Annotated in this window: 19 protein-coding genes; 8 read left to right on the top strand and 11 right to left on the bottom strand. The window is 62.2% G+C overall.

Annotated features, from left to right (window positions below):
* Nucleotides 1–14 precede the first annotated feature (14 nt).
* Both ABID19_RS09720 and ABID19_RS09715 read left to right on the top strand, forming a co-directional pair.
* Nucleotides 15–1,673 carry an FAD-dependent oxidoreductase gene (locus ABID19_RS09720; protein ID WP_354490011.1) on the top strand — a complete coding sequence of 553 codons (1,659 nt, stop codon included), beginning with the start codon at nucleotides 15–17 and terminating at the stop codon, nucleotides 1,671–1,673.
* Nucleotides 1,674–1,721: 48 nt separating this feature from the next.
* Nucleotides 1,722–2,339 (top strand): VOC family protein, encoded by a 618-nt coding sequence (locus ABID19_RS09715; RefSeq protein ID WP_354490009.1) that lies wholly within the window; start codon nucleotides 1,722–1,724, stop codon nucleotides 2,337–2,339.
* Between the two features lie 152 nt (nucleotides 2,340–2,491).
* Here ABID19_RS09715 and ABID19_RS09710 read toward each other — a convergent pair whose 3' ends face one another.
* From ABID19_RS09710 to ABID19_RS09690, 5 genes are all read right to left on the bottom strand, one after another.
* Nucleotides 2,492–3,337 carry a fumarylacetoacetate hydrolase family protein gene (locus ABID19_RS09710; RefSeq protein WP_354490007.1) on the bottom strand — a complete coding sequence of 282 codons (846 nt, stop codon included), beginning with the start codon at nucleotides 3,335–3,337 and terminating at the stop codon, nucleotides 2,492–2,494.
* 31 nt (nucleotides 3,338–3,368) lie between these two features.
* Entirely contained in the window at nucleotides 3,369–4,100 is a 732-nt protein-coding gene (locus ABID19_RS09705) for an SDR family oxidoreductase (RefSeq protein ID WP_354490006.1), read from the bottom strand.
* Between the two features lie 188 nt (nucleotides 4,101–4,288).
* Nucleotides 4,289–6,661, bottom strand: a complete 2,373-nt coding sequence (locus ABID19_RS09700; protein ID WP_354490004.1) for an aldehyde dehydrogenase family protein — start codon at nucleotides 6,659–6,661, stop codon at nucleotides 4,289–4,291.
* 16 nt (nucleotides 6,662–6,677) lie between these two features.
* Nucleotides 6,678–7,727, bottom strand: coding sequence for a deoxyribose-phosphate aldolase (gene deoC, locus ABID19_RS09695; RefSeq protein WP_354490002.1), 1,050 nt, complete (start codon nucleotides 7,725–7,727; stop codon nucleotides 6,678–6,680).
* A gap of 163 nt (nucleotides 7,728–7,890) precedes the next feature.
* Nucleotides 7,891–8,718, bottom strand: coding sequence for a ferredoxin--NADP reductase (locus ABID19_RS09690; protein ID WP_354490000.1), 828 nt, complete (start codon nucleotides 8,716–8,718; stop codon nucleotides 7,891–7,893).
* Between the two features lie 219 nt (nucleotides 8,719–8,937).
* On the opposite strand from ABID19_RS09690, the gene ABID19_RS09685 reads away from it, so the two are divergent.
* The 5 genes from ABID19_RS09685 to ABID19_RS09665 all read left to right on the top strand — a co-directional run bounded on the left by ABID19_RS09685 (nucleotide 8,938) and on the right by ABID19_RS09665 (nucleotide 15,503).
* On the top strand, nucleotides 8,938–11,022 hold the full coding sequence (locus tag ABID19_RS09685) for a hydantoinase/oxoprolinase family protein (RefSeq protein WP_354489998.1): 2,085 nt from the start codon (nucleotides 8,938–8,940) through the stop codon (nucleotides 11,020–11,022).
* A gap of 1 nt (nucleotide 11,023) precedes the next feature.
* Nucleotides 11,024–12,715, top strand: a complete 1,692-nt coding sequence (locus tag ABID19_RS09680) for a hydantoinase B/oxoprolinase family protein (protein ID WP_354489996.1) — start codon at nucleotides 11,024–11,026, stop codon at nucleotides 12,713–12,715.
* Nucleotides 12,712–13,440, top strand: a complete 729-nt coding sequence (locus tag ABID19_RS09675; protein ID WP_354489994.1) for a hypothetical protein — start codon at nucleotides 12,712–12,714, stop codon at nucleotides 13,438–13,440. Before ABID19_RS09680 ends, ABID19_RS09675 begins: the two co-directional genes overlap by 4 nt.
* A gap of 104 nt (nucleotides 13,441–13,544) precedes the next feature.
* Nucleotides 13,545–14,321: an ABC transporter substrate-binding protein gene (locus ABID19_RS09670; RefSeq protein WP_354489992.1), complete on the top strand. Its 777-nt coding sequence runs from the start codon at nucleotides 13,545–13,547 to the stop codon at nucleotides 14,319–14,321.
* Nucleotides 14,322–14,387: 66 nt separating this feature from the next.
* The gene (locus ABID19_RS09665; protein ID WP_354489990.1) at nucleotides 14,388–15,503 is read left to right on the top strand and encodes an aminomethyltransferase family protein; all 1,116 of its coding nucleotides are present in this window, start codon (nucleotides 14,388–14,390) and stop codon (nucleotides 15,501–15,503) included.
* A gap of 2 nt (nucleotides 15,504–15,505) precedes the next feature.
* On the opposite strand, the gene ABID19_RS09660 is transcribed toward ABID19_RS09665, so the two are convergent.
* The 3 genes from ABID19_RS09660 to ABID19_RS09650 all read right to left on the bottom strand — a co-directional run bounded on the left by ABID19_RS09660 (nucleotide 15,506) and on the right by ABID19_RS09650 (nucleotide 18,183).
* Nucleotides 15,506–16,162, bottom strand: a complete 657-nt coding sequence (locus ABID19_RS09660; RefSeq protein WP_354489989.1) for a methionine ABC transporter permease — start codon at nucleotides 16,160–16,162, stop codon at nucleotides 15,506–15,508.
* Complete coding sequence (locus ABID19_RS09655; protein WP_354489986.1) at nucleotides 16,143–17,231, bottom strand: methionine ABC transporter ATP-binding protein; 1,089 nt, start codon at nucleotides 17,229–17,231, stop codon at nucleotides 16,143–16,145. Before ABID19_RS09655 ends, ABID19_RS09660 begins: the two co-directional genes overlap by 20 nt.
* Nucleotides 17,232–17,328: 97 nt before the next feature.
* Complete coding sequence (locus ABID19_RS09650) at nucleotides 17,329–18,183, bottom strand: MetQ/NlpA family lipoprotein (RefSeq protein ID WP_354489984.1); 855 nt, start codon at nucleotides 18,181–18,183, stop codon at nucleotides 17,329–17,331.
* 560 nt (nucleotides 18,184–18,743) lie between these two features.
* On the opposite strand from ABID19_RS09650, the gene ABID19_RS09645 reads away from it, so the two are divergent.
* A complete protein-coding gene (locus tag ABID19_RS09645) occupies nucleotides 18,744–19,052 on the top strand; it encodes a hypothetical protein (protein WP_354489982.1) in 309 nt (102 codons plus the stop codon).
* Nucleotides 19,053–19,206: 154 nt separating this feature from the next.
* Here the strand turns inward: ABID19_RS09645 and ABID19_RS09640 are convergent, their stop codons facing one another.
* From ABID19_RS09640 to ABID19_RS09630, 3 genes are read right to left on the bottom strand one after another with little or no spacing between them, the layout of a single operon-like run.
* On the bottom strand, nucleotides 19,207–19,440 hold the full coding sequence (locus ABID19_RS09640; protein WP_023801492.1) for a hypothetical protein: 234 nt from the start codon (nucleotides 19,438–19,440) through the stop codon (nucleotides 19,207–19,209).
* Nucleotides 19,441–19,482: 42 nt separating this feature from the next.
* Nucleotides 19,483–22,548, bottom strand: a complete 3,066-nt coding sequence (locus ABID19_RS09635) for a type I restriction endonuclease subunit R (RefSeq protein ID WP_354489980.1) — start codon at nucleotides 22,546–22,548, stop codon at nucleotides 19,483–19,485.
* Entirely contained in the window at nucleotides 22,545–23,171 is a 627-nt protein-coding gene (locus ABID19_RS09630; protein ID WP_354489978.1) for a retron system putative HNH endonuclease, read from the bottom strand. The genes ABID19_RS09635 and ABID19_RS09630 overlap by 4 nt, the downstream gene beginning before the upstream one ends.

The raw sequence follows: 23,171 nt of genomic DNA, 5'->3' as shown, positions 1-23,171 counted from the left end.
TGCCAATTTGGCGGGTGCCCGCGCGCCACGCCGACCGTGATTTGATGGAAACCAAAATGTCCGAGGATGTTGAAACCGATGTCATCGTGGTCGGCTCCGGAGCCGCCGCTCTTGTCGCTGCCTTGCGCAGCGCCGTTTGCGGCGCATCCGTCCTGGTGATCGAAAAGACCGGCAAGATAGGCGGGACGAGCGCGATGTCCGGCGGGATGACCTGGATTCCCGCCAATCGCCTGATGCTGGAGGCCGGCTACACAGACAGCGAAGCCGAAGCGCTGACCTATATTCAGGCAACCGCGCCGAAAGGATGGTCGGCGACCGAGGACACGCTCTGGGAGGCCCAGGTCCTCAACGGCCCGCGCATGCTGGACTTCATCCTGGAGAAGTCTGCCGTTCGCTTTGTCATAGCCGACGTTCCCGATCCGCATATGGAGCTGCCGGGTGCCAAGGAGAAAGGCAGGCTTCTTGCGCCGGATGTCGCCAACGGCCGACGTCTGGGTCGTTATTTCAAGCTCATCCGCAACTCCACCATCCCGCAGGATCTGACCTACGATGAATCGGTCAAGGCCGAGATGTTCAGACATCCTTTCCGCGCCTATCTGCGCCATGCCGGCACAATCGCGGGCCGCTGGCTTTCAAAAACGCGGGGCAAGGGCAATGCCCTCATCATGGGGCTGCTTTCCGGCTGTCTCGCTGCGGGATGCCGTCTCAAACTGAACGCCCGCGCAGTCGAGCTCACGACCGACGAAATGGGCAGCGTCACCGGCGTGATTGTCGAGACCGCGGGCCGGCGTGAGCGGTTCCGCGCCCGTAAGGGCGTCATTCTTGCGACCGGCGGATTCGAGTGGGACAGTGAACTCCTGCACACTAACTTCCCCGGCAACGCCGAGTTCCTCAGCAGCCCCAGCACCAACACCGGGGACGGACTGAAAATGGCGGTGAAGATCGGCGCTGCAACGGCGCATATGAACCAGGCCAACATCATGCTGCAGCCGCCCGTGTACTATGAGAAGTCGCTGCACGGCCTGCCGTTGCGTATTCATGCCGAACCGGACGCAATCTTTGTGGACGCTGATGGACGCCGCTTCGCAAGCGAGTATGAGTTCAACGTCGCGGACTGGACTGTTCGCGATACCGACCAGGGACGCTGGCTGAAACGGCCCGCATGGGTCGTCAGCCACTGGCCCATGGTCCAGCGCGCATGGCTCATCAGATGGTACAAGCGCTACAAACCCGGTTGGCTGGTAACGGCCGGAAGCCTTGATGAGCTTGCGGTGAAAACAGGGCTCCCGGCCGAGCCGCTGAAGGAGACCGTCGCCCGGTTCAACCGCTTCGCCGTCATCGGTGTGGACGCGGACTTTCATCGCGGTGCCGCCAGCGACTATGAAGCCCGGCTGGCCGCCTCTGTCGGCCTGATGTCTCCCATCAACCAGCCGCCCTTCGTTGCTTACGAATTTCGACCGTCCATTCTCGGGACCAAGGGCGGCATACGCACCAATGAAAAAGGGCAGGCGCTGCGTTCGGACGGCACGGCGATTTCGGGATTGTATTGTGCCGGCAACGTCATGGCCAATCCCATCGGCATGCGTACGCCAAGCCAGGTGGGAACGACGCTGGGTCAATACATGACCTGGGGCTACATCTGCGCGAATGCCTTGCTCAACGCAAATCGCTGACGCGGCGATCGATCGACAGTCTCCGAACAGGCCGAAGAGGAAAATCCCATGAAACTGGATCATATCGTCTGGGCGTCGAGCTCACTCGACAGCGCCATTGCACAATTTGCCGAATTGAGCGGCGTTGTCGCGGATTCCGGCGGCAGCCATCCCGGCATCGGAAGCCGCAATGCGTTGATCAATCTGGAAAATGAAATCTATCTCGCCATCGACGGACCGGACCCCGAGCAATCGCTCGAAGGCAATTACGGCGCATTCCTGAATAGCCTGCGGTCGCCTGTCCTGTGGCGTTTCGCGGTCCAGACCCCGGACCTCGAAGTCGCGCGAACGCTGCTTGACCGAAGAGGCTTCGAGACCGGCGTAAAGCATGGCGGGCGCAACGCAGCCAATGGCGAGCGTCTCGAATGGGACACGCTGTCCGTCGCCAGTCACGATCTCGGCGTCGGTCTTCCGATCGTCAAAACCTGGCATACATCCGCGCATCCATCGGCGAGCGCCCCTCCCGGCTGCAGGCTTCTGGAGCTTACGGTCTTCCATCCAAGAGCCGCCGAATTGCGGTCGCTCTACGCCGATTTCGGCCTGGACGTAAAAGTGGAAGAAGCTGCCGAACCGGCCCTCAGGGCGACCTTCGAAGGCAGGAAACGGATATTTTCCCTCTCCTCATGACAGCGCATTCGAACGCCTGCCGCCAGCCGGACTTGCTTGGCACGGCGTCGGTGTAATGAAAGCAAAAAGTGGAGCGCAGCCGCCTTGCAGCTACGCTCCACCCATTCGTGTCATTCGTGCGGCGCAGGCAACCTTACCTGGCGTCGAGATGTTCAGACGTCAGCCTTGAACGTCTGCTTCTGCTGACCGAGTCCCTCGATGCCGAGTTCGACGACGTCGCCGGCCTTCAAGAACACCGGCGGCTTCATGCCGAGCCCGACGCCGGGCGGCGTGCCGGTCGAGATGATGTCGCCCGGATGTAGCGACATGAACTGGCTGAGATAGGAAACGAGGTAGGCGACGCCATAGACCATGGTCTTGGTCGAGCCGTTCTGCATCGTCTTACCGTTGACCTTCAGCCACATCGGGATGTTCTGCGGGTCCTTGACCTCGTCCTTGGTTACCAGCCACGGGCCGATCGGCCCGAACGTGTCGCAGGACTTACCCTTGGTCCACTGGCCCTGGCGCTCGGCCTGGAAGGCGCGTTCGGAAACGTCGTGCGCGACGCAATAGCCGGCGACGTAGTCCAGCGCCTCGGCCTCGGTGACGTATTTCGCGGTCTTGCCGATGACCACGCCAAGCTCGACTTCCCAGTCGGTCTTGACCGAGCCGCGCGGGATCAGCACGTCGTCATCAGGCCCGACGATGGCCGAGCTTGCCTTCATGAAGATGATCGGCTCCGGCGGCACGGTGGCGCCGGTCTCGGCGGCATGGTCGGAATAGTTCAGGCCGATGCAGATGAATTTGCCTGTGCCGGCGACGCAGGCGCCGATGCGCGGCTTGCCGGAAACCGCCGGCAGCGATTTCGGATCGAGCTTCGACAATGTCTCGAGCGATGCCGGGTCGAGCGCCTTGCCGGCAATGTCGGCGACATGAGCGGAGAGGTCACGGATCGTCCCATCCGCGTCGAGCATGCCGGGGCGTTCGCTCCCCACTTCGCCATAGCGCAGCAGTTTCATTCATTTTCTCCTGATTGCGGCCGGAGGCCTCTTAGATCGACCAGCCACCGTCGATATTATAAGCCTGCCCCGACGTATAGGTGGCGCCGGCCAGATAGACGGCGAGATCGGCGATTTCCTCCGGTGTGCCGAGGCGGCCCATCGGCTGGCGGGCGATGAAGGCGGCGCGGGCCGCCTCGTAGTCACCCTGCGCATGCATGCGGTCCTGCAGCGACGGGCTTTCGACCGTTCCCGGACAGATGGCATTGCAGCGAATGCCCTTGCCGACATAGTCGGCGGCAACCGATTTGGTCAGGCCGATGACGGCAGCCTTGGTCAGCCCGTAGACGAAACGGTTCGGCACGCCCTTGGTCGAGCTGGCCAGCGACGCCATGTTGATGATCGAGCCGTCACCGCGCTCAAGCATGCCGGGCAGCACGGCGCGGATGGTACGGATCATCGAGCGGACATTGAGATCGTACGCAAAGTCGAGATCGCCGTCCTTCATCTCGAGGATCGAGCCCGAATGGACAAAGCCGGCGCAGTTGAACAGCACGTCGACGGCGCCGATCTCGGCGAAGCCGGTTTTCACCGCCTCGTCGTTCAGCACGTCGAGCTTGCGGGCCTTGATCCCGGGCGTCTTGCCAAGTTCGGCGAGCATCACCTCGTTGATGTCGGTGGCATGGACGACGGCGCCTGCCTTGGCGAAAGCCAGAGCGCTCGCTCGGCCGATGCCTTGTGCCGCCGCCGTGACGACAACGATCTTGCCTGCCAGATCCGCCATGCTTTTCTCCTCTGTGGCCGCCCGGTTTTTTACCGGCACGCGGCCAGGGCGCAATGTGCCAGATAGGCACTACCATGCCGCCTGTATCGCCGTTCGCTTAGGGGCAAATGTTTTTTCTCGGTAAAGAACATCATTTCTGCCGTCAAGCCCGAACGCTTCTCATCCGACACCGCGCGAAAGGCGATCGTTCAATCGCCGTAAGGCACCCAGACGTTCTTGACCTCGACGGCACGGCGCAGGAAGGCATCGCCGGCGGCCTCGACCGACGCCCAGTCGAGGCTGCGGCCATTGCCCGTCCAGACGCGCTTGAGATTGCCAACGGAGTCCGCTTCGGCCTTGGCGCAGGTCTCGGCATCGGCGAACACCCAGAGCCCGTCGACATCGTCGTGCTTGGCCAGCACGCCGGCGAGCTCGGCGCTGCGCCCGGTGACGATATTGATGGCGCCGGCCGGAACGTCGGAATATCCGATGACCTGATAGAGATCCGTGGCAAGCAGCGGATATTTTTCGGAAGGCACTGCGACCACGGTGTTGCCCATGGCCAGCGCCGGCGCCACCAGCGAGATCAGGCCGAGCAGGGGCGCATTGTCGGATGCCACGATGCCGACTATGCCGACGGGCTCGTGCAGCGCCAGCGTGACGGCGCGGGCCGGTGGCTGGTGGACGCGGCCCTCGAATTTGTCGGCCAGGCCGGCATAGAGAAACAGCCGCTCGATCGACAGCTCGACCTCTTCGCGCGCCGCCTTGGCGGTGGCGGCAGTCAGCTCTGTGATGCGCGCCGCAAACTCCTCGGCACGGCCGGAAAGATTTTCGGCCAGATAATAAAGCACCTGACTGCGGTTGTAGGCCGTCGCCTCCGGCCAGCTCTTGCAGGCACGTGCGGCCGCGACGGCGTCGCGGATATCCTTGCGGCTGCCGAGGCCGACTTCGCCGGCGAGCCTGCCCTTGGCGGTGGCGACAGCAATCGAATAATTGCCGTCCGGCCTGACCTGCTTGCCGCCAATGAACAGCTTTGCCGTGCGGTCGATGCCTTCGCTTTCGACCTGCTCGATCGGCTGGGCCGATGACGTTGCCGGTTTGATGACGGGGCCGAGCGGCAGTTTTGCCGAGAGATATTCGAACATGCCCTCGCGCCCGCCTTCGCGGCCAAAACCGCTTTCGCGGTAGCCGCCAAAGCCACAGGCGGCATCGAACATGTTGGTACCGTTGACCCAGACCACGCCGGCCTTCAATTGCGGTGCGACGTGCAGCGCAAGATTGACGTTCTCGCTCCACACCGAGGCGGCCAGCCCGTAGCGCGTGTTGTTGGCGAGTTCGACCGCTTCCTCGGTATTGCGGAAGGTCATAGTCGCCAGCACCGGCCCAAACACCTCTTCCTGCGCCAGGATGTTAGCCGGCGAAACGCCTGTCGCCAGTGTCGGCAGGTGATAATAGCCGGAGGACGGCAGCGCTACATCCGGTTGCCAGCAGACGGCGCCCTGTTTGGCGCCTTCGGCGACCAGACCCTTGACGCGATCGAGCTGGGTCAAGTCGACCAGCGGACCGATATCGGTGTTCTTGTCGAGCGGGCTGCCGACGCGCAGCCGGCTCATCCTTATCTTGACCTTGGCGATGAAGGCGTCGGCGATGCCTTCCTGCACCAGCAGCCGCGACCCGGCGCAGCAGACCTGGCCCTGGTTGAACCAGATGCCGTCGACCAGTCCTTCGACGGCGCTGTCGAGATCGGCATCCTCGAAGACGACGAAGGCCGACTTACCGCCAAGTTCCAGCGATAGTTTCTTGCCCGATCCGGCAGTGGCCTTGCGGATGATCTTGCCGACCTCAGACGAACCGGTGAAGGCGATCTTCTGGATGCCGGGATGGTTGACGATTGCCGCGCCGGCCTCCGGCCCGCCCTGGACGATGTTGACGACGCCTTTCGGCACACCCGATCGTTCGCAGATCTCGGCGAACAGGATGGCGGTGAGCGGCGTGAACTCGGCCGGCTTAAGCACCACAGTACAGCCGGCGGCGAGCGCCGGCGCGATCTTCCATGCCAGCATCAAAAGCGGGAAGTTCCACGGGATGATTTGGCCGACCACGCCGACGCCCTTTTGGCCGGGGAAATCCCTGTCCAGCGCCTGCGCCCAGCCGGCATGGTGGATGAAATGGCGGATGGCCAGCGGCACGTCGATGTCGCGGCTTTCGCGGATAGGCTTGCCGTTGTCGATTGTCTCAAGCACCGTGAACAGGCGCTGGTGGCGCTGCATGGCACGGCCGATGGCGTAGAGCACTTTGGCTCGGCTATAGCCTGATCTGGCGCTCCATTTCGGCAGCGCCTTGGCCGCGGCCGAAACCGCTGCGTCGATATCGGCGGCACTCGCATCCGAGACCTTGGCCAGCAATTTTCCCGAAGACGGGTCGCTGGTGTCGAAAGTCTTGCCACTGCCGGCCGCTTTCCAGTCGCCGCCAATGAACAGCGCTTTGCCGAAATCGCGTGCGACCAGCCAGGCATCGGCCTCGTTGCGAGCTTCCGGCGCCGGACCGTAGTCCATGGCGTGATAGCGTTCGAGAATGTTCATGGAGCGCTCCCGAAAATCACGCCATCGCGTGGCGATGATTGGCCGAATAGTGACCGGTCAGATGGTGCTCTAGTTGGCGCTCTATGTCGGTCAAAAGGCTCGACGCGCCGAAGCGGAACAGGTCGGGCTCCAACCATCGGCGGCCAAGCTCTTCCTTCATCAGCACCAGCCAATCGAGCGAAGCCTTGGCGGTGGAAATGCCGCCGGCCGGCTTGAAGCCGATGAGATAACCGGTTTCCTCGAAATAGGCGCGGATGGCGCGCACCATGGCAAGGCCGACGGGCAATGTCGCGTTGACGCTTTCCTTGCCGGTCGAGGTCTTGATGAAGTCCGCGCCCGCCATCATCGCCACCATCGACGCCAGCATGACGTTGCGCAGCGTGGCGAGGTCGCCGGTGCCGAGGATGACCTTGAGATGCGCCTCGCCGCAGGCGGCGCGCATTGAGACGATCTCGTTATAGAGTTCCTGCCATTTCGCCCCGAATACCAGCCCGCGCGGAATGACGACGTCGATCTCGTCGGCGCCGTCGCTCACCGACGCTTCGATCTCCTGCAGGCGCGTCGAAAGCGGGGTGAGGCCATGCGGGAAAGCGGTGGATACGGCGGCGACATGGATGCCGGTGCCGCGCAGCGCATCGACGGCAGTGGCAACGAAGGGGTGATAGACGCAGACCGCCGCCGGGCGGATCTTTTCACCAGTAATGCCGAGGCCTTCGACGATGTCGCGGCGGAACGGATTGACCGCCTTGGCGCAGAGCCGGCGCACGCGCTCTTCGGTGTCGTTCGAGTTCAGCGTGGTGAGGTCCATGCAGGCGACGGCGCGCAGCAGCCAGGCCGCCTGGTTATCGGCCTTGATCGAGCGTCGTTTGGTCAGGCTGGCGACGCGCCGTTCCAGCGCCGAGCGGTTGACGCTGCGCATCGATTCCATGAAGCCGAGATCAAGCTTCATGCCGGGATTGCGGGCAATGCCGTGTGCTTGCGACGCCGGCGCGTTGGCGGCGGTGCGCGCCGGCAACGGCGTGATCTTGGAAGGTCCGAGATCGGCTTCGCGGATTGTGCTGCTCATCTCCTGCCCTTTCATTCGACGACTTGTGCCGAAGATAGACCGTGAAGCAGCGCTTCACGAGTCCTTCAGGCGGTCATATTGGAAAAAGGCTGCGAAAGCAGCTGATTTTGACCGCATGGTCAAAATCATGGTTTGAATGCAGCGAACGCTGACTGCGGGCGCCTCAGCCGACGAAGGCGCGCTCGACGACGAAACTCGACGGATGGCTCAGCGAGCCTTCGTGGAAGCCGAGGCTTTCGGCCAGCTCCTTGACGTCCTTGAGCATATGCATCGAGCCGCAGATCATGATGCGATCGTTCTCCGGGTCGAGCTTGTCGATGCCGAGATCGGTATAGAATTTGCCCGAGCCGATCAGCGCGGTGATGCGGCCCATGCGCTCGGAGGTTTCGCGCGTCGTCGAATTGTAGAGGGTGACGCGTCCACCGGTCAGCTCGCCGATCAGCGGGTCGTTCTCCAGCGCCGCGACCAGCTCCTGGCCGTAGGTGAGTTCGGCGATGTCGCGGCAGGTGTGGGTCAGGATCACCTGCTCGAACTTCTCATAGGTATCGGGATCGCGCAGCAGGCTGGCAAAGGGCGCGATGCCGGTGCCGGTCGAGATCATGAACAGGCGCTTGGCCGGGGTCAGCGCGTCGACCACCAGCGTGCCGGTCGACTTCTGCCGCATGATGACGGTGTCTCCGGCCTGGATTTTCTGCAGCTGCGAGGTCAGCGGGCCGTCCGGCACCTTGATCGAGAAGAATTCCAGTTCGTCGTCCCAGGCAGGGCTGGCGATCGAATAGGCGCGGAACACCGGCTTCTCGGCGTTGGGCAGGCCGATCATGACGAACTCGCCGGAGCGGAAACGCAGCGACTGCGGCCGGGTGATCCGGAACGAGAACAGCCGGTCGGTGTAATGCTTCACCGAGACCACGGTTTCGGCATAGACATTGGCCGGTATAGGGAACTGCAACGGCCGGGCGCCAGCGGTGTTCAGCGCGGATGTGGTGTTCATCAAACCTAACCTTCTGGCCAACCCGAAGTGCTGACGCCAAACCTTCTCCTGCGCGCCCGAACCGATCAGGTTCCGGCGTGCCGTTTGCACACTGCGAAGCGGTAAGCTCTTGTGTCCGGAATTTATTAGTATACAAATGATATTTGCGTCAAGACGCTGGCGTAAAACGCCTTTCCAAACTGAGACATGTAAGCAGTCCTGGCATTTCGGGTTTCGGCAATGAAAGAGAATTTTTCGGCGCAGGCGCAGGATTCCCTGGGCAGCGTCGTCGCCGGTATCGATGTCGGCGGAACCTTTACCGACCTGCTTCTGATCGACGGCCGAGACGGTGGCCGGGTGCATATCGCCAAGACCCCGACCACTATCGACAACCAGGCTTTTGGCGTCGTTTCGGCGCTTGGCGCCACCGGCTTTCCCATCGACAGCATCGACCTCATCGTGCATGGCACGACGACCACCACCAACGCGGTGCTGGAACGTCGGCTGGCCAAAACCGGCATGATCACCACGCGCGGCTTTCGCGATGTCATCGAGCTTGGCCGGCGGACACGGCCGCAAGCCTATGGCATGACGGGCAGCTTCGTCCCGATCATTCCACGCAATTTGCGGCTCGAAGTATCGGAGCGCGTCGAAGCCTCGGGCGCGGTGCGCATTCCGCTCAACGAAGCCGAGATGCGCGCGGCGGTTTCGCAGTTGATCGGCGCCGGTTGCGAATCCCTCGTCATCCATTTCCTGCATTCCTACGCCAATCCGGCGCATGAGCGGCGCGCCGCCGAAATCGCGGCCGAGCTTTGGCCGAACGGCTACATCACGACGGGCCATGCACTGCTGTCCGAAGCGCGCGAATTCGAGCGAGGCGTCACCGCCTCGGTCAACGCCTCGGTGCAGCCGATCCTCGAGCGCTATGTCGAGCGGCTGCGCAAGGAGTTGGGATCAAAAGGCTATGCCCGCGACTTCCTGATCATGAACGGCAATGGCGGCATGATCTCGGCGCGCTTCGTCACACGTGAGTCGGCCAAGACGGTCATGTCCGGTCCGGCTTCCGGCGTCATCGCCGCGGCCTATACGGGAAAACGCGCCGGCTTCGAAAACCTGGTCACCTACGATATGGGCGGCACCTCGACCGATGTCGCGCTGATCCGCAATGCCGAACCGGCGGTGTCGAACGAGATCGAGATCGAATATGCGATGCCGATCCATGTACCGATGGTGGCGGTGCATACGGTCGGCGCCGGCGGCGGCTCGATCGCCCGCGTCGATGCGGCAGGCCTGATCCAGATCGGCCCGGAAAGTGCCGGCGCCAATCCCGGCCCGATCTGCTACGGGCGCGGCGGCGGCGAGCCGACCATCACCGATGCCAATCTGGTGCTCGGCCGGCTGGCGCCGAAGAAGCTGCTCGCGGTCGAGAATCCAGTCACCGTCGAACACGTCACCCGTATATTCGCGGACAGGATCGGCCGCCCCACTGGCCTGTCCGGCGTCGAGGCGGCGGGCGCCGTGCTGCGGCTGGGCAATATGAAGATGGCCGGCGCCATCCGCATGGTCTCGGTGTCGCGCGGCCACGACCCGCGCGATTTCGCGCTGTTTGCCTTCGGCGGCGCCGGGCCGCTGCATGCGACCGCACTGGCGCGCGAACTCGGCCTGCCCAAAGTGCTGGTACCGGCGCGGCCTGGCATCACCAATGCGCTCGGCTGCGTCGTCGCCGATCTCAGGCACGATTTCGTCAACACGGTCAACCAGCCGGTGGCCAACCTCGATAAAACGCAGCTTCATGAGGTATTGGAACGGCACCGAAACGATGGTGAAGAACTGATCGGCAAGGAAGCGGTGAAGCCGGAGACGATCCGCGTCACCCATTCCGCCGACATGCAGTTCGTTGGCCAAACCCACATCATCAACGTCCCGCTGCCGGCCTCTTCTGTTACACGTGAGGTGCTGCAGCAACTGTTCGAAAAAGCCTATTTCGCCCGCTTCAAGGTCGAATTGCCGGAAATCCGCGCCAATCTGGTCAACCTCAACACCTCGGTGACCGGCGTGCGGCCGGCGATCGATCTGTCCCGGCTGATCGACCCGGCTGGCCGGGCCAAGACGCTCGATGAGGCACGGCGCGAGATCCGGCCAGTATGGTACGCCGGTACGTGGCACGACACGCCGGTCTACATCAGGGAAAAACTGCCGCTCGATGCGATCATCGAAGGCCCGGCGATCCTCGAACAGATGGATGCCACCACCGTGCTGGAACCCGGCGACCGGGCGCGATCGGACGCCGACGGCAACATCATCATCGACATCGGTGAGGCCTGAGATGGAAAAGCTCGACGCCATCACGCTCTCGGTCATCCAGGCGGTGCTGCAGCAGGTCTGCGACGAGATGGACCTGACCTTCTCGCGTGCCGCCTTCTCGCCCGTCATAGCCGAGGCCAACGACCGCTCCGACGGCATCTATTCGGCTGTCGACGGATCGCTGATCGCACAAGGCAGCCAGGGCCTGCCGGTGTTCGTCGGCGTCATGCAGTATTCGACCAGGACGGTGATCGAGATGATTGCCGACGGTCGCTGCCTGCCGCCGGAGCCCGGCGACATCTATATCGTCAACGACCCCTATCTCGGCGGCACCCATCTGATGGATGTACGCTTCGCCATGCCGGTCTACCGGGACGGCAGGATCTTCTGCTGGCTGTCGAACACCGGCCACTGGCCCGACATTGGCGGCTCGGTGCCAGGCGGCTTTTCCGCCTCGGCGACGGCAGTCGAGCAGGAAGGCTTGCGGCTGCCGCCGGTCAAATTGTTCAAGAAGGGCGTGCTCGATCCCGAGATCTACGCCATCATCTGTTCGAACATCCGTGTCGCCGACCAGCGCATCGGCGATATCAGGGCGCAGGCGGCAGCACTGCTGATCGGGCAGGACCGGCTCAACGGAATCCTTGACCGTTACGGTAACGAAACGGTTGTCGAGGCGATCGCCGAACTGCGCCGCCGCGCCGCCGAACAGATGCGCGCAAACATCGCGGCCATCCCCGATGGCGTCTACCGCTCCAAGGCCTTCGTCGATTCCGACGGGGTGGTGAACGAACCACTGACCATCGCGCTTGCTGTGGAGAAACAGGGAGACACGCTCAGCTTCGATTTCTCAGGCTCGTCAAAGCCTTGCGCCGGGCCGATGAACAGCGTGCTGGCGACGACCTTGTCCTCGGTCTATCTTGCCATGCGCCATATTTTCCCGGATGTGCCGATCAGCGCCGGCGCTTTCGAACCGCTTGATGTCAAGCGGCCGGAAGGCACCTTCCTCGACGCCAAATATCCGCGACCGGTATCGGGCTGCGCGGCCGAGGTTTCGCAGCGCATCGCCGAGGCGGTGTTCGCGGCCATGGTGCAGGCCCTGCCGGAGAAGGTGACGGCGGCTCCCGCCGGCTCCAGCGGCAATTTCGCGCTCGGCGGCAACGACCCGGCGCGCGGTCGCGACTACGTCATGTACCAGATCTCTGGCGGCGGCTATGGCGGCAATGCCGGTCACGACGGCCTGACCAATGGCTGCTCGACCATAGGCATTTCCAAGTCGCCCCCGGTCGAGATCATGGAGCAGGCGTTTCCAGTGCTCTATCGCCACTATGCCTTGCGCGAAGGCTCGGGCGGTGCCGGCAAGCATCGCGGCGGCTTTGGCCTCGCCTATGAGGTCGAGATCCTGCGCGGCGATGCCCGCGCCTCCTTCGTCATGGATCATGGCCGCTTCGGCCCACAGGGCGCGCTTGGCGGCAAGGACGGCGCGGTCAACACGGTGACCGTGTTTCGCGACGGCAAGGAACATGTGCCGCCGCACCTTTCCAAAGAGCAGGACATCGCGCTAAAGGCCGGCGACCGTGTGCGCGTCGGCACGCCGGGTGGCGGCGGCTACGGCGATCCCTTGCAGCGCGACCCGGAACTGGTGCAGAGGGATGTCAGGCTGGGGTACTATACAGCCGAGCAAGCCAAGGACCTGTTCGGGAGTCGTAATGGATGACCAATCCTGAGCCTATGTCTGAACTGGCTCACGCGGTCGAGCGTGTCTACGACGTCTTCGCATCTTATCCGCTGCCGCGCCTTCTCCATAGCTCGCCGATCGAAGATGCGGAGGCAATCTTTCGGGCAGTGTCCAGTGATAAGCTACGGCAACTCAGCGGCGAAAAACTCGGCACCTATGCCGGATCGGCCATATGGACAGTCGGCGACCTTGATGATTACCGGCACTTTCTGCCGAGGGTGCTTGAACTTGCCATCCAAGGCGAGCCTTCGATGGGGTTCGACGCCAACGTAATTGCCAAAAAGCTCGAAAGAACCTCTTGGCGCGATTGGCCATTGGAAGAACAGCAGGCCCTCGAAACCCTGTTTCAAGCTGCCTGGCGAAAGACATTGGCCAAGCACCCCGATGAAGGGAATGCGGTTCCCTGGTTGGAGGGCATGGTCGTTGCCGGAATGGATGTGGCAACTGCACTGGCCGCCTGGCTTGAAAGCCCTTACCCCGAGGCCATGCTGCACTGTGCTGATCTGATCACCGGCAACATCAAGAAACTCGATAAGGGGCATATGATCGTCAGCGAACAGGTCACCGCGTGGCTTTTGTCCGAAAGTCTCGCCCTGCATTTATTCACGGTCGCGGTCGAGGCTCCCTTGCGCCCGGAGGATCGCGAAAAACTCGCTTGGGCGAGCGAGACCATCGAAAATAACCTGAAGCCTCCCGGAAACTGAAGGCAGTACCTAGCCGCGCCGTGATCGCCGCAGGGCATGTCGTTTCCGTCTCCGCCGGGGGTACAAAACCCCGTAGACTTGCACCTATCAACGGAGATTGGATCATGCGCCTTTTCGGTCGTTTCGTGCTTGCGGCGTCCGTCGCCATAATTGCCGCCATGGGTGCTGCCTCCGCCCAGGACAAGAAACTCAGGCTCGGCACTGAAGGCGCCTATCCGCCCTTCAACTATGCCAACGCCGACGGCACGCTGGGCGGGTTCGACATCGATCTCGGTACAGCGCTTTGTGCCGAGATGAAGACCGAATGCGAGTTCGTCGTGCAGGATTTCGACGGCTCGATCCCGGCGCTGCAGGCCGGCAAGTTCGACGCCATCATCAACATCACCATTACGCCGGAACGGGCCGAGAAGGTCGACTTCACCCACAAATACTACCAGACGCCGCCGGCGATCGCGGTGCCGAAGGATTCGACTGTCACAGGCACTTCGCCCGAGGACCTGAAAGGCAAGGCGCTGGGCGTGCAAAGCGCGACGATCCACCAGAATTTCGCCGAGCAGAAATACGCGGGCTCGACCATCAAACCCTATCCGACCGGCGACGACGCCCGCACCGACATGGTCAACGGCCGGCTCGACGCGGTAATGGACGGCTCTATCCTGCTGACCGAATGGCTGAAGAAGCCTGAAGGCGCCTGCTGCAAATTGCTCGGCACCTTGGCGCCAGACCCGGCCATCCATGGCCCGGGCGTCGGCATCGCGCTGCAGAAGGGCAACAAGGAGCTGGCAGACAAATTCGATGCGGCGATCGACGCGCTGCGCGCCAACGGCAAATACAAGGAAATCAACGACAAGTATTTTGCCTTCGACGTCTACGGCAGCTGAGACCGACGACAAACGCCTTCGGCAGCGCTGTCCGGCGCTGCCGTTTTCGTGAAGATGGAGATTTTCATGCCCGAACGGCGTTCCCCTTTTTATAGCAGCATCGTCGGGCTCGGCGCGACGATGGGCCGGGTCGGCGGCGATTTCATCTCGGCAAAATATTACTCCGGCATCGCCGACGAGCATCTGAACACCCGTAGGAATGTCGGTGTCCAGGACCTCAGCACGATGGGCAAGATGGACATCAAGGGTCCGGACGCCGAGGCCCTGGTCAACCATGTCATGGTCAACGACGCCGCTGCCATGCGACCGGGCCAGGTGCGTTATTCGACCGTCTGCCGCGAGGATGGCGGCATCATGGATGACCTCACCGTGTTCAGGCTCGGGCCCGAGCATTTCATGCTGGTGACCGGCTCCGTCAACCGCCAGAAAATGCTGCCCTGGCTGCTGCATCACGCCGAGCGCCGAAAAGCCTATGTCACCGACATCACCGCGGCCATCGCCTTCCCGACGATACAGGGGCCGCGCTCGCGCGAGTTGTTGAAGGCGCTGGTCTCGGATGCCGATCTGGACCGCCTCAAGCGCTGGTCGTTTGCGTCAGGTCGCGTCGGCGAGACGAAGCTGCTGATCTCGCGCACCGGCGTGACCGGCGAGCTCGGCTTCGAGCTGTTCGTGCCGGCCGACGAGGCCACTGCCGTCTGGGATGCGCTGATGGGGGCCGGCCGCGATTTTGGCCTGAAACCATATGGCGTGCTGGCGATGTTCACGCTGGGGCTGGAGAAGGCCTATCCGGCGCATGGCATCGATATGGACGAGACCCGCACGCCATTCCATGTCGGCCTTAACAGCTGGATCAAGTTCGACAAGGGCGATTTCGTCGGCCGCGAGGCGCTGCTCAAGGTCCGCGACACAGGCGTCGACGAGCGCTGGACCGGGCTGATCGTCGATGGCGGCACGCCGGCCGCGGCGAATGCGCGGGTTCTGGCCGATGGCGAGGATGCCGGCGTCGTCACCTATAGCGACCACGGCTATTCCGTGGGCAAGGTGCTGGCGACCGCGCATCTGCGGCTGCCATTCACGCAGATCGGAACGGAACTCAGCATCGACATCGACGGCACGCCGACACGCGCAGTGGTGTCTGCGATGCCGTTCTTCGACCCGGAAGGGGTCAGGCTGAGGGCCTGATCCTACGCCCTGTGATCCAGCCTGGCCACCAGCCGGTCGCCGGCCCACTGGATGCCGCAGACCAGGATGATCAGCACGATGACCACGGCGACCATGACTGACGTCTCGAAGCGTTGGTAACCGTAGCGGATGGCGAGGTCGCCGAGCCCGCCGGCGCCGATGGCGCCGGCCATTGCCGAGGCGCCGATCAGCGTCACTAGCGTCACTGTGAAGCCGGCGACGATGCCGGGCAGGGCTTCCGGCACCAGCACCTCGCGGATGATCGTCCAGCGGTTGCCGCCCATGGCGCGCGCCGCCTCGATCAGCCCGTGGTCGACCTCGCGCAGCGACACTTCGGCGATGCGGGCGTAATAGGGCGTGGCCGCGATCGACAGCGGCACGATGGCAGCCCAGGTGCCGATGGAGGTGCCGACGATCAGCCGCGTCACCGGGATCAGCGCCACCAGCAGGATGATGAACGGCACCGAGCGGAAGCCGTTGATGACAGCGCCGAGGACGCGATTCACCCACAGGCTTTCGGCGATGCCGCCACGGTCGGTGGCGACCAGCGCCAGGCCGAGCGGCAGGCCGAACACCAGCGAGATGAGGCCGGAGGCGCCCGTCATCAGGATCGTCTCCCAGATCGAACGAAGCAGGAGCTCAAACAGAATTGGCGACATGGCCAAGCACCTCCACCCGCGCCTCGCGGGCTTTCAGAAACGCGATCACTTGTTCAAGATGATTTGCATCGGCAGCCGGCACCGCCAGGAACAGCGTGCCGACAGGCTGCCGCTGGACATGGTCGATGCCGCCGTGAACGAGGCGGAACGAGCCGGGAACCGCGGCGGCAAGGTCGGACAGCAGCGGGCCGCGGGCCGCCTCACCCGCCACGTCGATTTTCAGGATCGCCTCCGTGCTGGCGCCCTGCGTTAGCCGGCTTGCGATCTCCGCCGGCAATTGCGGCCGGATGCCGCTGAGCAGGCTCTGGGTGATCGCCGACTTCGGATCGGCAAACACCGACCACACCGGCCCTTCCTCGACGATGCGGCCGGCGTCGATCACCGCGACGCGGTCGGCGATCGAGCGGATCACCTCCATTTCGTGGGTGATCAGCAGAATGGTCAGGCCGAGCTGCCGGTTGATGTCTTTCAAAAGCGCTAGGATGGAGCGGGTCGTCTCCGGGTCCAGCGCCGAGGTGGCTTCGTCCGACAGCAGCAGCGCGGGCCGGGCGGCAAGCGCCCTGGCGATACCGACGCGCTGCTTCTGGCCGCCCGACAGCGATGCCGGATAGGCTTTGGCCTTCTCCGACAGGCCGACGAGATCGAGCAGCTCGGCCGCGCGCGCCAGGCGTTCGGCCCTGGGGCGGCCTTCGATCTTGAGCGGCAGCGCCACATTGTCCTCGACGGTCTTGGCCGAAAGCAGGTTGAAGTGCTGGAAGATCATGCCGATGCGCCGCCTGAGCGGCTGCAATTCGCGCTCGCCAAGCCGGCTGATCTCGCGGCCTTCGATGAAGACCTGGCCGGAATCCGGCCGCTCCAGACCGTTGAGGCAGCGGATCAGCGTCGACTTGCCGGCGCCGCTGCGGCCGATGATGCCGAGGATCTCGCCCTTGCGCACAGCGAGCGACACGCCATCGAGTGCCGGCGTCGCGCCGAAGCGGCGCTTCAGCGCGGTGATCCGCACGACGTCCTCCGGCCGCTCCGGGGTGCCGACCGGTAGCTCGGCAGTTGCGGGGAAATGCTGGTTCATGGCCTTCCTGTTTCGGCGGTCCGTAAAATAGGATTGCGGCCCGCGCGTTGGGCGCGGACCGCTTTTCATATCCGGGACGCCCCGGATCCATATCTCATCAATAGGCGCTGGTGCCGGTGCCCTTGTAGACCTTGTCGAACTCGGCCTTTACCGCCTCGTTCTGATAGGAAGCCACCAGCGTCTTCACCCAGGGCTCGTTCTCGCTGCCGGCCTTCACCGCGATGAAGTTGCGGTACGGATTGTCGGCGATCGGCTCCTGAGCGATGCGGTTTTCGGGGGTCAGGCCGCTTTTCAGCGCCCAATCCGTGTTGACGACGGCCGCGTCGAGGTCTTCCACCGAGCGCCCGACGATGCCGGCATCGAGCTCCTTGATGACCAGTTTCTTCGGGTTATCGGCGATGTCGGCCGTTGTCGCCAGGATGCCGGTGCCGTCCTTCAGCTTGATCAGGCCCTCATTCTGCAGGACGCGCAGCGCCCGGCCTTCGTTGGACGGGTCGTTCGGCACGCCGATGACGGCGCCCTCCGGCAGGTCGGCAACCGCACTGTGTTTCTTGGAATAAAGGCCGATCGGCCAGACGCCGGTATAACCGACGGCGACGATATGATAGCCTTGCGTCTTGATCTGACTGTCGAGATAGGGCTTGTGCTGGAAGGCGTTGGCGTCGATTTCGCCACGCTCCAGCGCCTCGTTCGGCTGAGTGTAGTCGTTGAACACCACGGTCTCGATCGTCAGCCCTTTCTCGGCCGCCTGCGCGGTGACGACGCGCCATACGTCTTCATCCTCGCCGCTGATGATGCCGACCTTGATCGCCTTCTTGTCCTCGGCAAAGGCCGAACCGGGCGCAGCCAAACCGGCAATTGCGACAGCCGAAGCGAAAAGTAATGCAAGACCTGTGCGGCGGTTTATAGTTGTCGAAAAAGACGATAGCAAAGTGTTGTTGTTCCCGATCATGATAAAGCCCGTCCATTGTTAAATCATGCTGGCTAGGCGAAGCGCGAAGCCTTGTTCACAGCATCGGGGATGCTAGCCGCCGGATCAAAGAACCGCGTTTCTCGCCAGATGCGAAGCCGGGAATATTCTCTCAAAGATTCTGCGATTGCGAGCACAGCGGCGCTTACCGCGTGCTCGTCTAGGCGGGGCACGCCATCCGCCGAGCTCGCAGCCATGGAAGCTTGGTTCCTCGCCCCCATGAAATGGGGGAGAGGTGGCTCGGCGAAGCCGAGACGGAGAGGGGGAGGGCCATATGCGATTGCCCTGCCTGTCCTGTTATGACCGGACCGAGACGTTCGGATGCCCGCGCTTGACGGTGGTCTCGTGAGCAAGGTCTCCCGCGCATCCCGAATTTCGGCGGCGCCAGACCTTTGTCCTGCATCCTCCGATCTCGTGCCGTTTCGGCCTGGATGCGCTGGCTGTTTGCCATTTTTCGTCCGGGCCGGCGGCGGACGATTGCCAACGGAACCTCTGCACAGCTGAGGCGTTCGAACCGCAAGAGCTGCACAGGGTCACAGGCAATGGCTCAGAAAGCAAAGATAACGACAGGCACCAACGACCGGCCGCGCAACGAAACCATAGGCCAATCCAGCGAAGGTCTGCCGGGCAGCACGCCGCTTGAAGTCGATGAGACCGCGGTCGTCCGGTTGAGCAAGCAGCTGCAAGGCAAACCCGAGCAATTTGGCGAAGCCAATGTCGACGCGGCAGGCATTGCCGGCGCCGGCGAGCATATTTGCCACCGCTGCGCCGGGTCAGGCATGATCGACGGCCGCACCTGCCCCGAATGCGGCGGAACCGGAAAGGTGACGACGCCGATAGGCGGCGCGTGAGGCGATCACGACAGCGATCGCGCTCGCGGCAATCTCGATCACCGGAGCGCCAAGGAATCTGGGCCGATGGTCGACAAGGCAAAGCCCGTGAATGCACGACTCAAACGCCGACTGAGCCGCTACCAACCGCCGTTTCCATCCAGGCTCCCCAGGATCAGATCGCCGGCACCCACTTCCAGAACACGCCCTCCATCCGTTCGGGGTAGTGCTTGAACTCGCATTCAAAGCGCCATCCGTAAGCCTTGGCCGCCGCCAGCGCTGCCGGGCTGACCGGGTTCATGCCCGTTCCCGGCGCGAACCAGTCCTCCAGCAAGTCGTCGGGTATGTAGGCGCCGATCCTCAAAGGCAGCTTTTCGAGGACGACATCCATTTCCTCAGGTGCGGACAATGGGTTCTCCCTTCGATATCTACGCAGCCGCCGCTCATTTGCTCACGGCAATAAGCTGGCGGTTGGGTCTAAAGTCTCGATCGTATCATCAGTTCGGAGACGAAGCTTCCGATACGCTTCAGATGAAAGCCAGCCGGTCACTACCTTCTGAAACGACCTGTCGTTCATGAAACGCGCGAAGATTTCTTCGTTTTGGTCCATTCGCTCTACAAACAGTGCTTCTAGCAAATTCCTGAAGACGAGTTCGAATTTATCGCCAGGATTTACAGCAGCGGCCTGCTTTAACACGGCATCCAGAACGGCGACTTCGATAATCTGATCGAAGAATAACTGATCAGCCTGATTAAAGTCTGTTCCGAAGCGGTCATTGACGACATCGATGAGCCGAGAAAGCGGAACCGCTTCCTCATGAAGGGCGCCGGTTCCGACTTCGGAAGGGCCATCGAGCCGGTTGGCCTGTCCATCACTCAGGCTGATCGATCCCTCACTGATCTTCTGAAGGCGATAGTATTCCAGCCGGACCTCATCATCGAACTGGTAGGATGGTCCGCTACCGCGTTTTGGCAGCTTTGTCGCGAGGTGCCGTAAGAACACGTACAGACGTTCGAGATCAGAATCCTGATAGGGAATAATCTGGCTGAGGAAGCCATAGAGGTTGCAAAAGGCGAGCATCTTGCCGCGCCACAGCTCGGCCTCGTCCGGTTTCTCTTTCTGGAGTTCCTTGAAACGGGCGACGCACGGATCAAGCGCGGCATTCATCAGTTGATGATCGTTCGGGCTCTGGCGCTGCCTTGGCTTAAAATAAACGGCGCTGAAGCGCTCAACGTCGGCGGCCTCGTAGACGCCATCGGCGTCGAGCTCGCTCTTGATCTCATACATTCGGGCCGGATCGACTTCCTCGCCGATTTCGGCGCCTTCGAAGTAGATCTTGAAGGCCTCGCGGATTTCGTCGCGGTCGTTGACGAAATCGAGAATGAAGGTGTCTTCCTTCAACGGATGGATGCGGTTCAAGCGAGATAAAGTTTGCACCGCCTGGATGCCCGCGAGCCGCCGGTCGACATACATCGTATGCAGCAACGGCTGATCGAAGCCCGTCTGGTATTTCTCGGCGACGAGCAACACTTGATATTCCTGGGTGGCGAAGACCTCCGGCAGTTCCTTCTCACGAACGCCAAGATTCATGCCTTCCTCGGTGTAGGTGACATCGTTCAGCTTGTCGTCTGTGACGACGCCGGAGAAGGCCACCAGCGACTTGATGGCATAGCCCTTCTCTTTGATATAGCGGTCGAAGCTCTGCTTGTAGCGCACCGCTTCGAGACGAGAGCCCGTGATCACCATCGCCTTTGCCCGCCCTCCAATCTTGTGTTGGGTCGCGGCGTGGAAATGCTCGATCATCACCTCTGTTTTTTGGCTGACATTGTGCGGGTGAAGCTTGAGGAAGCGTGCAAGCGCGCGGGCTGCCTTCTTCCGCTCGACGTTCGGATCGTCCTCGCTTGCCTTGAGAAGCCGAAAATAGGTGGCGTAGGTTGTGTAGTGCTTCAGCACGTCGAGGATGAACCCTTCCTCGATCGCCTGTCGCATCGTGTACCGATGCGAGGGCTTGTCGTCGCGTCCGAACACCTTGAAGGTTTTGTGCTTGGGTGTCGCGGTGAAGGCGAAGAAGCTCAAATTTGCCTGCCGTCCCCGCTTTGCCATAGAGCGGTACAGTTCCTCGACGTTTTCTTCGTCGTTCTCGGCCATGTATTTCGTGGCCTCTTCGCGAAGACCCTGGCCGCCTAGAACTTCTTTGAGGTCGGTCGCTGTTTCGCCGCCCTGCGAACTATGCGCCTCGTCGATGATTACAGCGCAGTGCCGCGACTTCAGCGTGCCGCCATCAGCTTCACCCCGCTCCTCCGCCATCTTCGCGAGCTGGCGCGAGACGAAGGGGAACTTCTGCAAGGTGGTGATGATGATCGGCACGGCGCTCTCGAGCGCTTCGGCAAGTTGGCGGGAACTCTCGTCGATCTTCTGCACCACGCCATGTTTGTGCTCGAACTGGTAGATCGTGTCCTGAAGCTGCTTGTCCAGCACCACTCGATCCGTGATTACGATCACGCTATCGAAGACGCGGTTGTTCCTGTCGTCATGCAGCGACGCAAGTCGGTGCGTGAGCCAGCCGATAGTGTTGCTTTTGCCACTGCCTGCCGAGTGCTCAATCAGGTAGTTGTTGCCGACGCCTTCGCGCTGCGCCTGATCGACCAGAGCGCGAACCGCCTCTAGTTGATGGTAGCGCGGAAAGACCAGGGTCTCTTTCTTGACCTTCCGGCCTTGATCATCGCGCTTTTCCTCGATTTGCAGATGGATGAAGCGCGCCAGCAGATCAAGCAGGCTGTCCCGCTGCAACACTTCTTCCCATAGATAGGCCGTGCGATAGCTGCGTCCCTTCGGGTCTGGCGCATTGCCCGCGCCGCCATCGCAGCCCTTGTTGAATGGCAGAAAATGGGTCGCTGATCCCGCAAGCCGTGTGGTCATGAACACCGTGTCTGTGTCGGCCGCGAAATGCACCAGCATGCGCCGTTTGAACTCGAAGATCGGTTCGCGTGCATCGCGGTCGGCCCGATACTGACGCAACGCATGGTCGACTGTTTGTCCAGTCATCGGGTTCTTGAGTTCGACCGAAGCGATTGGAATGCCGTTGATGCTCAGCGCCACGTCCAGAGATTTCTCTGCCGTTTTAGAGAAGTGCAGCTGCCGAGTGATGCCGACGCGGTTGGCCCGATAGCGCGCCTCAAGCTCGGGGTTTAAGCCGTGAGCCGCCTTGAAGAAGGCCACGCGCAGAGTCTTGCCATAGCACTTGAAGCCATGGCGTAAGGTGGCCAGCGAGCCTTCCCGATCCATCCATTTGGTGAGGTCGGCCAGGATCTGCGCGCCGGTCCTTTCGCCGTGAAGCGCTTCCAGCGCCCTCCATTCCTTCGGCTGGGTATCGCGAATGAACGCCAACACGGTCTCTGGGAAGATCGCCCGGTCGCGATCGAACCCCGCCGCCGGTTCTGGCACATAGCCATTGGCCAACATGGTGCCTTCGATGACGGTCTCGAAGGCCCCTTCCGAATGCCGGGCGTGGTTCATGCTACTGCCGCTCCCACCTTTTGCCGGAGAAACCAGATTGCGACAGGGCTGAATGGTTCAAGTTCCCCAAATTGCCCGATGCGTCGATCGATCTGCGACTGCACCTTCTGTCTTGCGTTCGGCGTCGAACGCCACCAAACCAGAACGGAGTCGATGACTGCTTTGCGGCTATTCTTTAAGAAGGCGAGGTTCAATCCAAGAATATCATTCAACTGAACATTGAATTCAGCGTCGATACTTTCAACAGTCCCGTCAGCGAGATAGCGTAGGCGGCCCTCGATCGCATGTGCGATGTTCGCGGGGTTCCACTTCAGATCGTTGTTTGCCTTCCGCGTGTCGCAGTGCTGATTGGCAGGAGACTGTCCCTCACCGCCAAGACATGCACCCAGCAGGTTTCCGTAAGCGAGTTGGTGCTGCGGATAGGTTGTCTGGCACTGCCAGTGCTCGATCTTCATGCGCGCCACATCGGCTCGGATGCGTCCGGTACAGTAACAGCATAAGCCTTTCTGCTCGTTGACCAGCGCAGCGCGAAGCTCGTCCTTTTGCTGATAATTGTTGTAGTCGCTGTGCGCTTGAGCCCGGTGTTGTGTCAGACTTTGCGGCTCTGCCGCCTTGACAACCAT

It is taken from the genome of Mesorhizobium robiniae, from assembly GCF_040545535.1.
GTDB lineage: Bacteria > Pseudomonadota > Alphaproteobacteria > Rhizobiales > Rhizobiaceae > Mesorhizobium > Mesorhizobium robiniae.
This window is presented reverse-complemented; position numbering and strand designations above follow the sequence as displayed.

Coding starts and splice junctions, on each gene's coding strand:
- ABID19_RS09710 (WP_354490007.1), bottom strand. CDS start 3,337: ATGAAACTGCTGCGCTATGGCGAAGTGGGGAGCGAACGCCCCGGCATG.
- ABID19_RS09700 (WP_354490004.1), bottom strand. CDS start 6,661: ATGAACATTCTCGAACGCTATCACGCCATGGACTACGGTCCGGCGCCG.
- ABID19_RS09715 (WP_354490009.1), top strand. CDS start 1,722: ATGAAACTGGATCATATCGTCTGGGCGTCGAGCTCACTCGACAGCGCC.
- ABID19_RS09635 (WP_354489980.1), bottom strand. CDS start 22,548: ATGAACCACGCCCGGCATTCGGAAGGGGCCTTCGAGACCGTCATCGAA.
- ABID19_RS09645 (WP_354489982.1), top strand. CDS start 18,744: ATGGCTCAGAAAGCAAAGATAACGACAGGCACCAACGACCGGCCGCGC.
- ABID19_RS09690 (WP_354490000.1), bottom strand. CDS start 8,718: ATGAACACCACATCCGCGCTGAACACCGCTGGCGCCCGGCCGTTGCAG.
- ABID19_RS09705 (WP_354490006.1), bottom strand. CDS start 4,100: ATGGCGGATCTGGCAGGCAAGATCGTTGTCGTCACGGCGGCGGCACAA.
- ABID19_RS09650 (WP_354489984.1), bottom strand. CDS start 18,183: ATGATCGGGAACAACAACACTTTGCTATCGTCTTTTTCGACAACTATA.
- ABID19_RS09670 (WP_354489992.1), top strand. CDS start 13,545: ATGCGCCTTTTCGGTCGTTTCGTGCTTGCGGCGTCCGTCGCCATAATT.
- ABID19_RS09630 (WP_354489978.1), bottom strand. CDS start 23,171: ATGGTTGTCAAGGCGGCAGAGCCGCAAAGTCTGACACAACACCGGGCT.
- ABID19_RS09660 (WP_354489989.1), bottom strand. CDS start 16,162: ATGTCGCCAATTCTGTTTGAGCTCCTGCTTCGTTCGATCTGGGAGACG.
- ABID19_RS09680 (WP_354489996.1), top strand. CDS start 11,024: ATGGAAAAGCTCGACGCCATCACGCTCTCGGTCATCCAGGCGGTGCTG.
- deoC (WP_354490002.1), bottom strand. CDS start 7,727: ATGAGCAGCACAATCCGCGAAGCCGATCTCGGACCTTCCAAGATCACG.
- ABID19_RS09685 (WP_354489998.1), top strand. CDS start 8,938: ATGAAAGAGAATTTTTCGGCGCAGGCGCAGGATTCCCTGGGCAGCGTC.
- ABID19_RS09665 (WP_354489990.1), top strand. CDS start 14,388: ATGCCCGAACGGCGTTCCCCTTTTTATAGCAGCATCGTCGGGCTCGGC.
- ABID19_RS09655 (WP_354489986.1), bottom strand. CDS start 17,231: ATGAACCAGCATTTCCCCGCAACTGCCGAGCTACCGGTCGGCACCCCG.
- ABID19_RS09675 (WP_354489994.1), top strand. CDS start 12,712: ATGACCAATCCTGAGCCTATGTCTGAACTGGCTCACGCGGTCGAGCGT.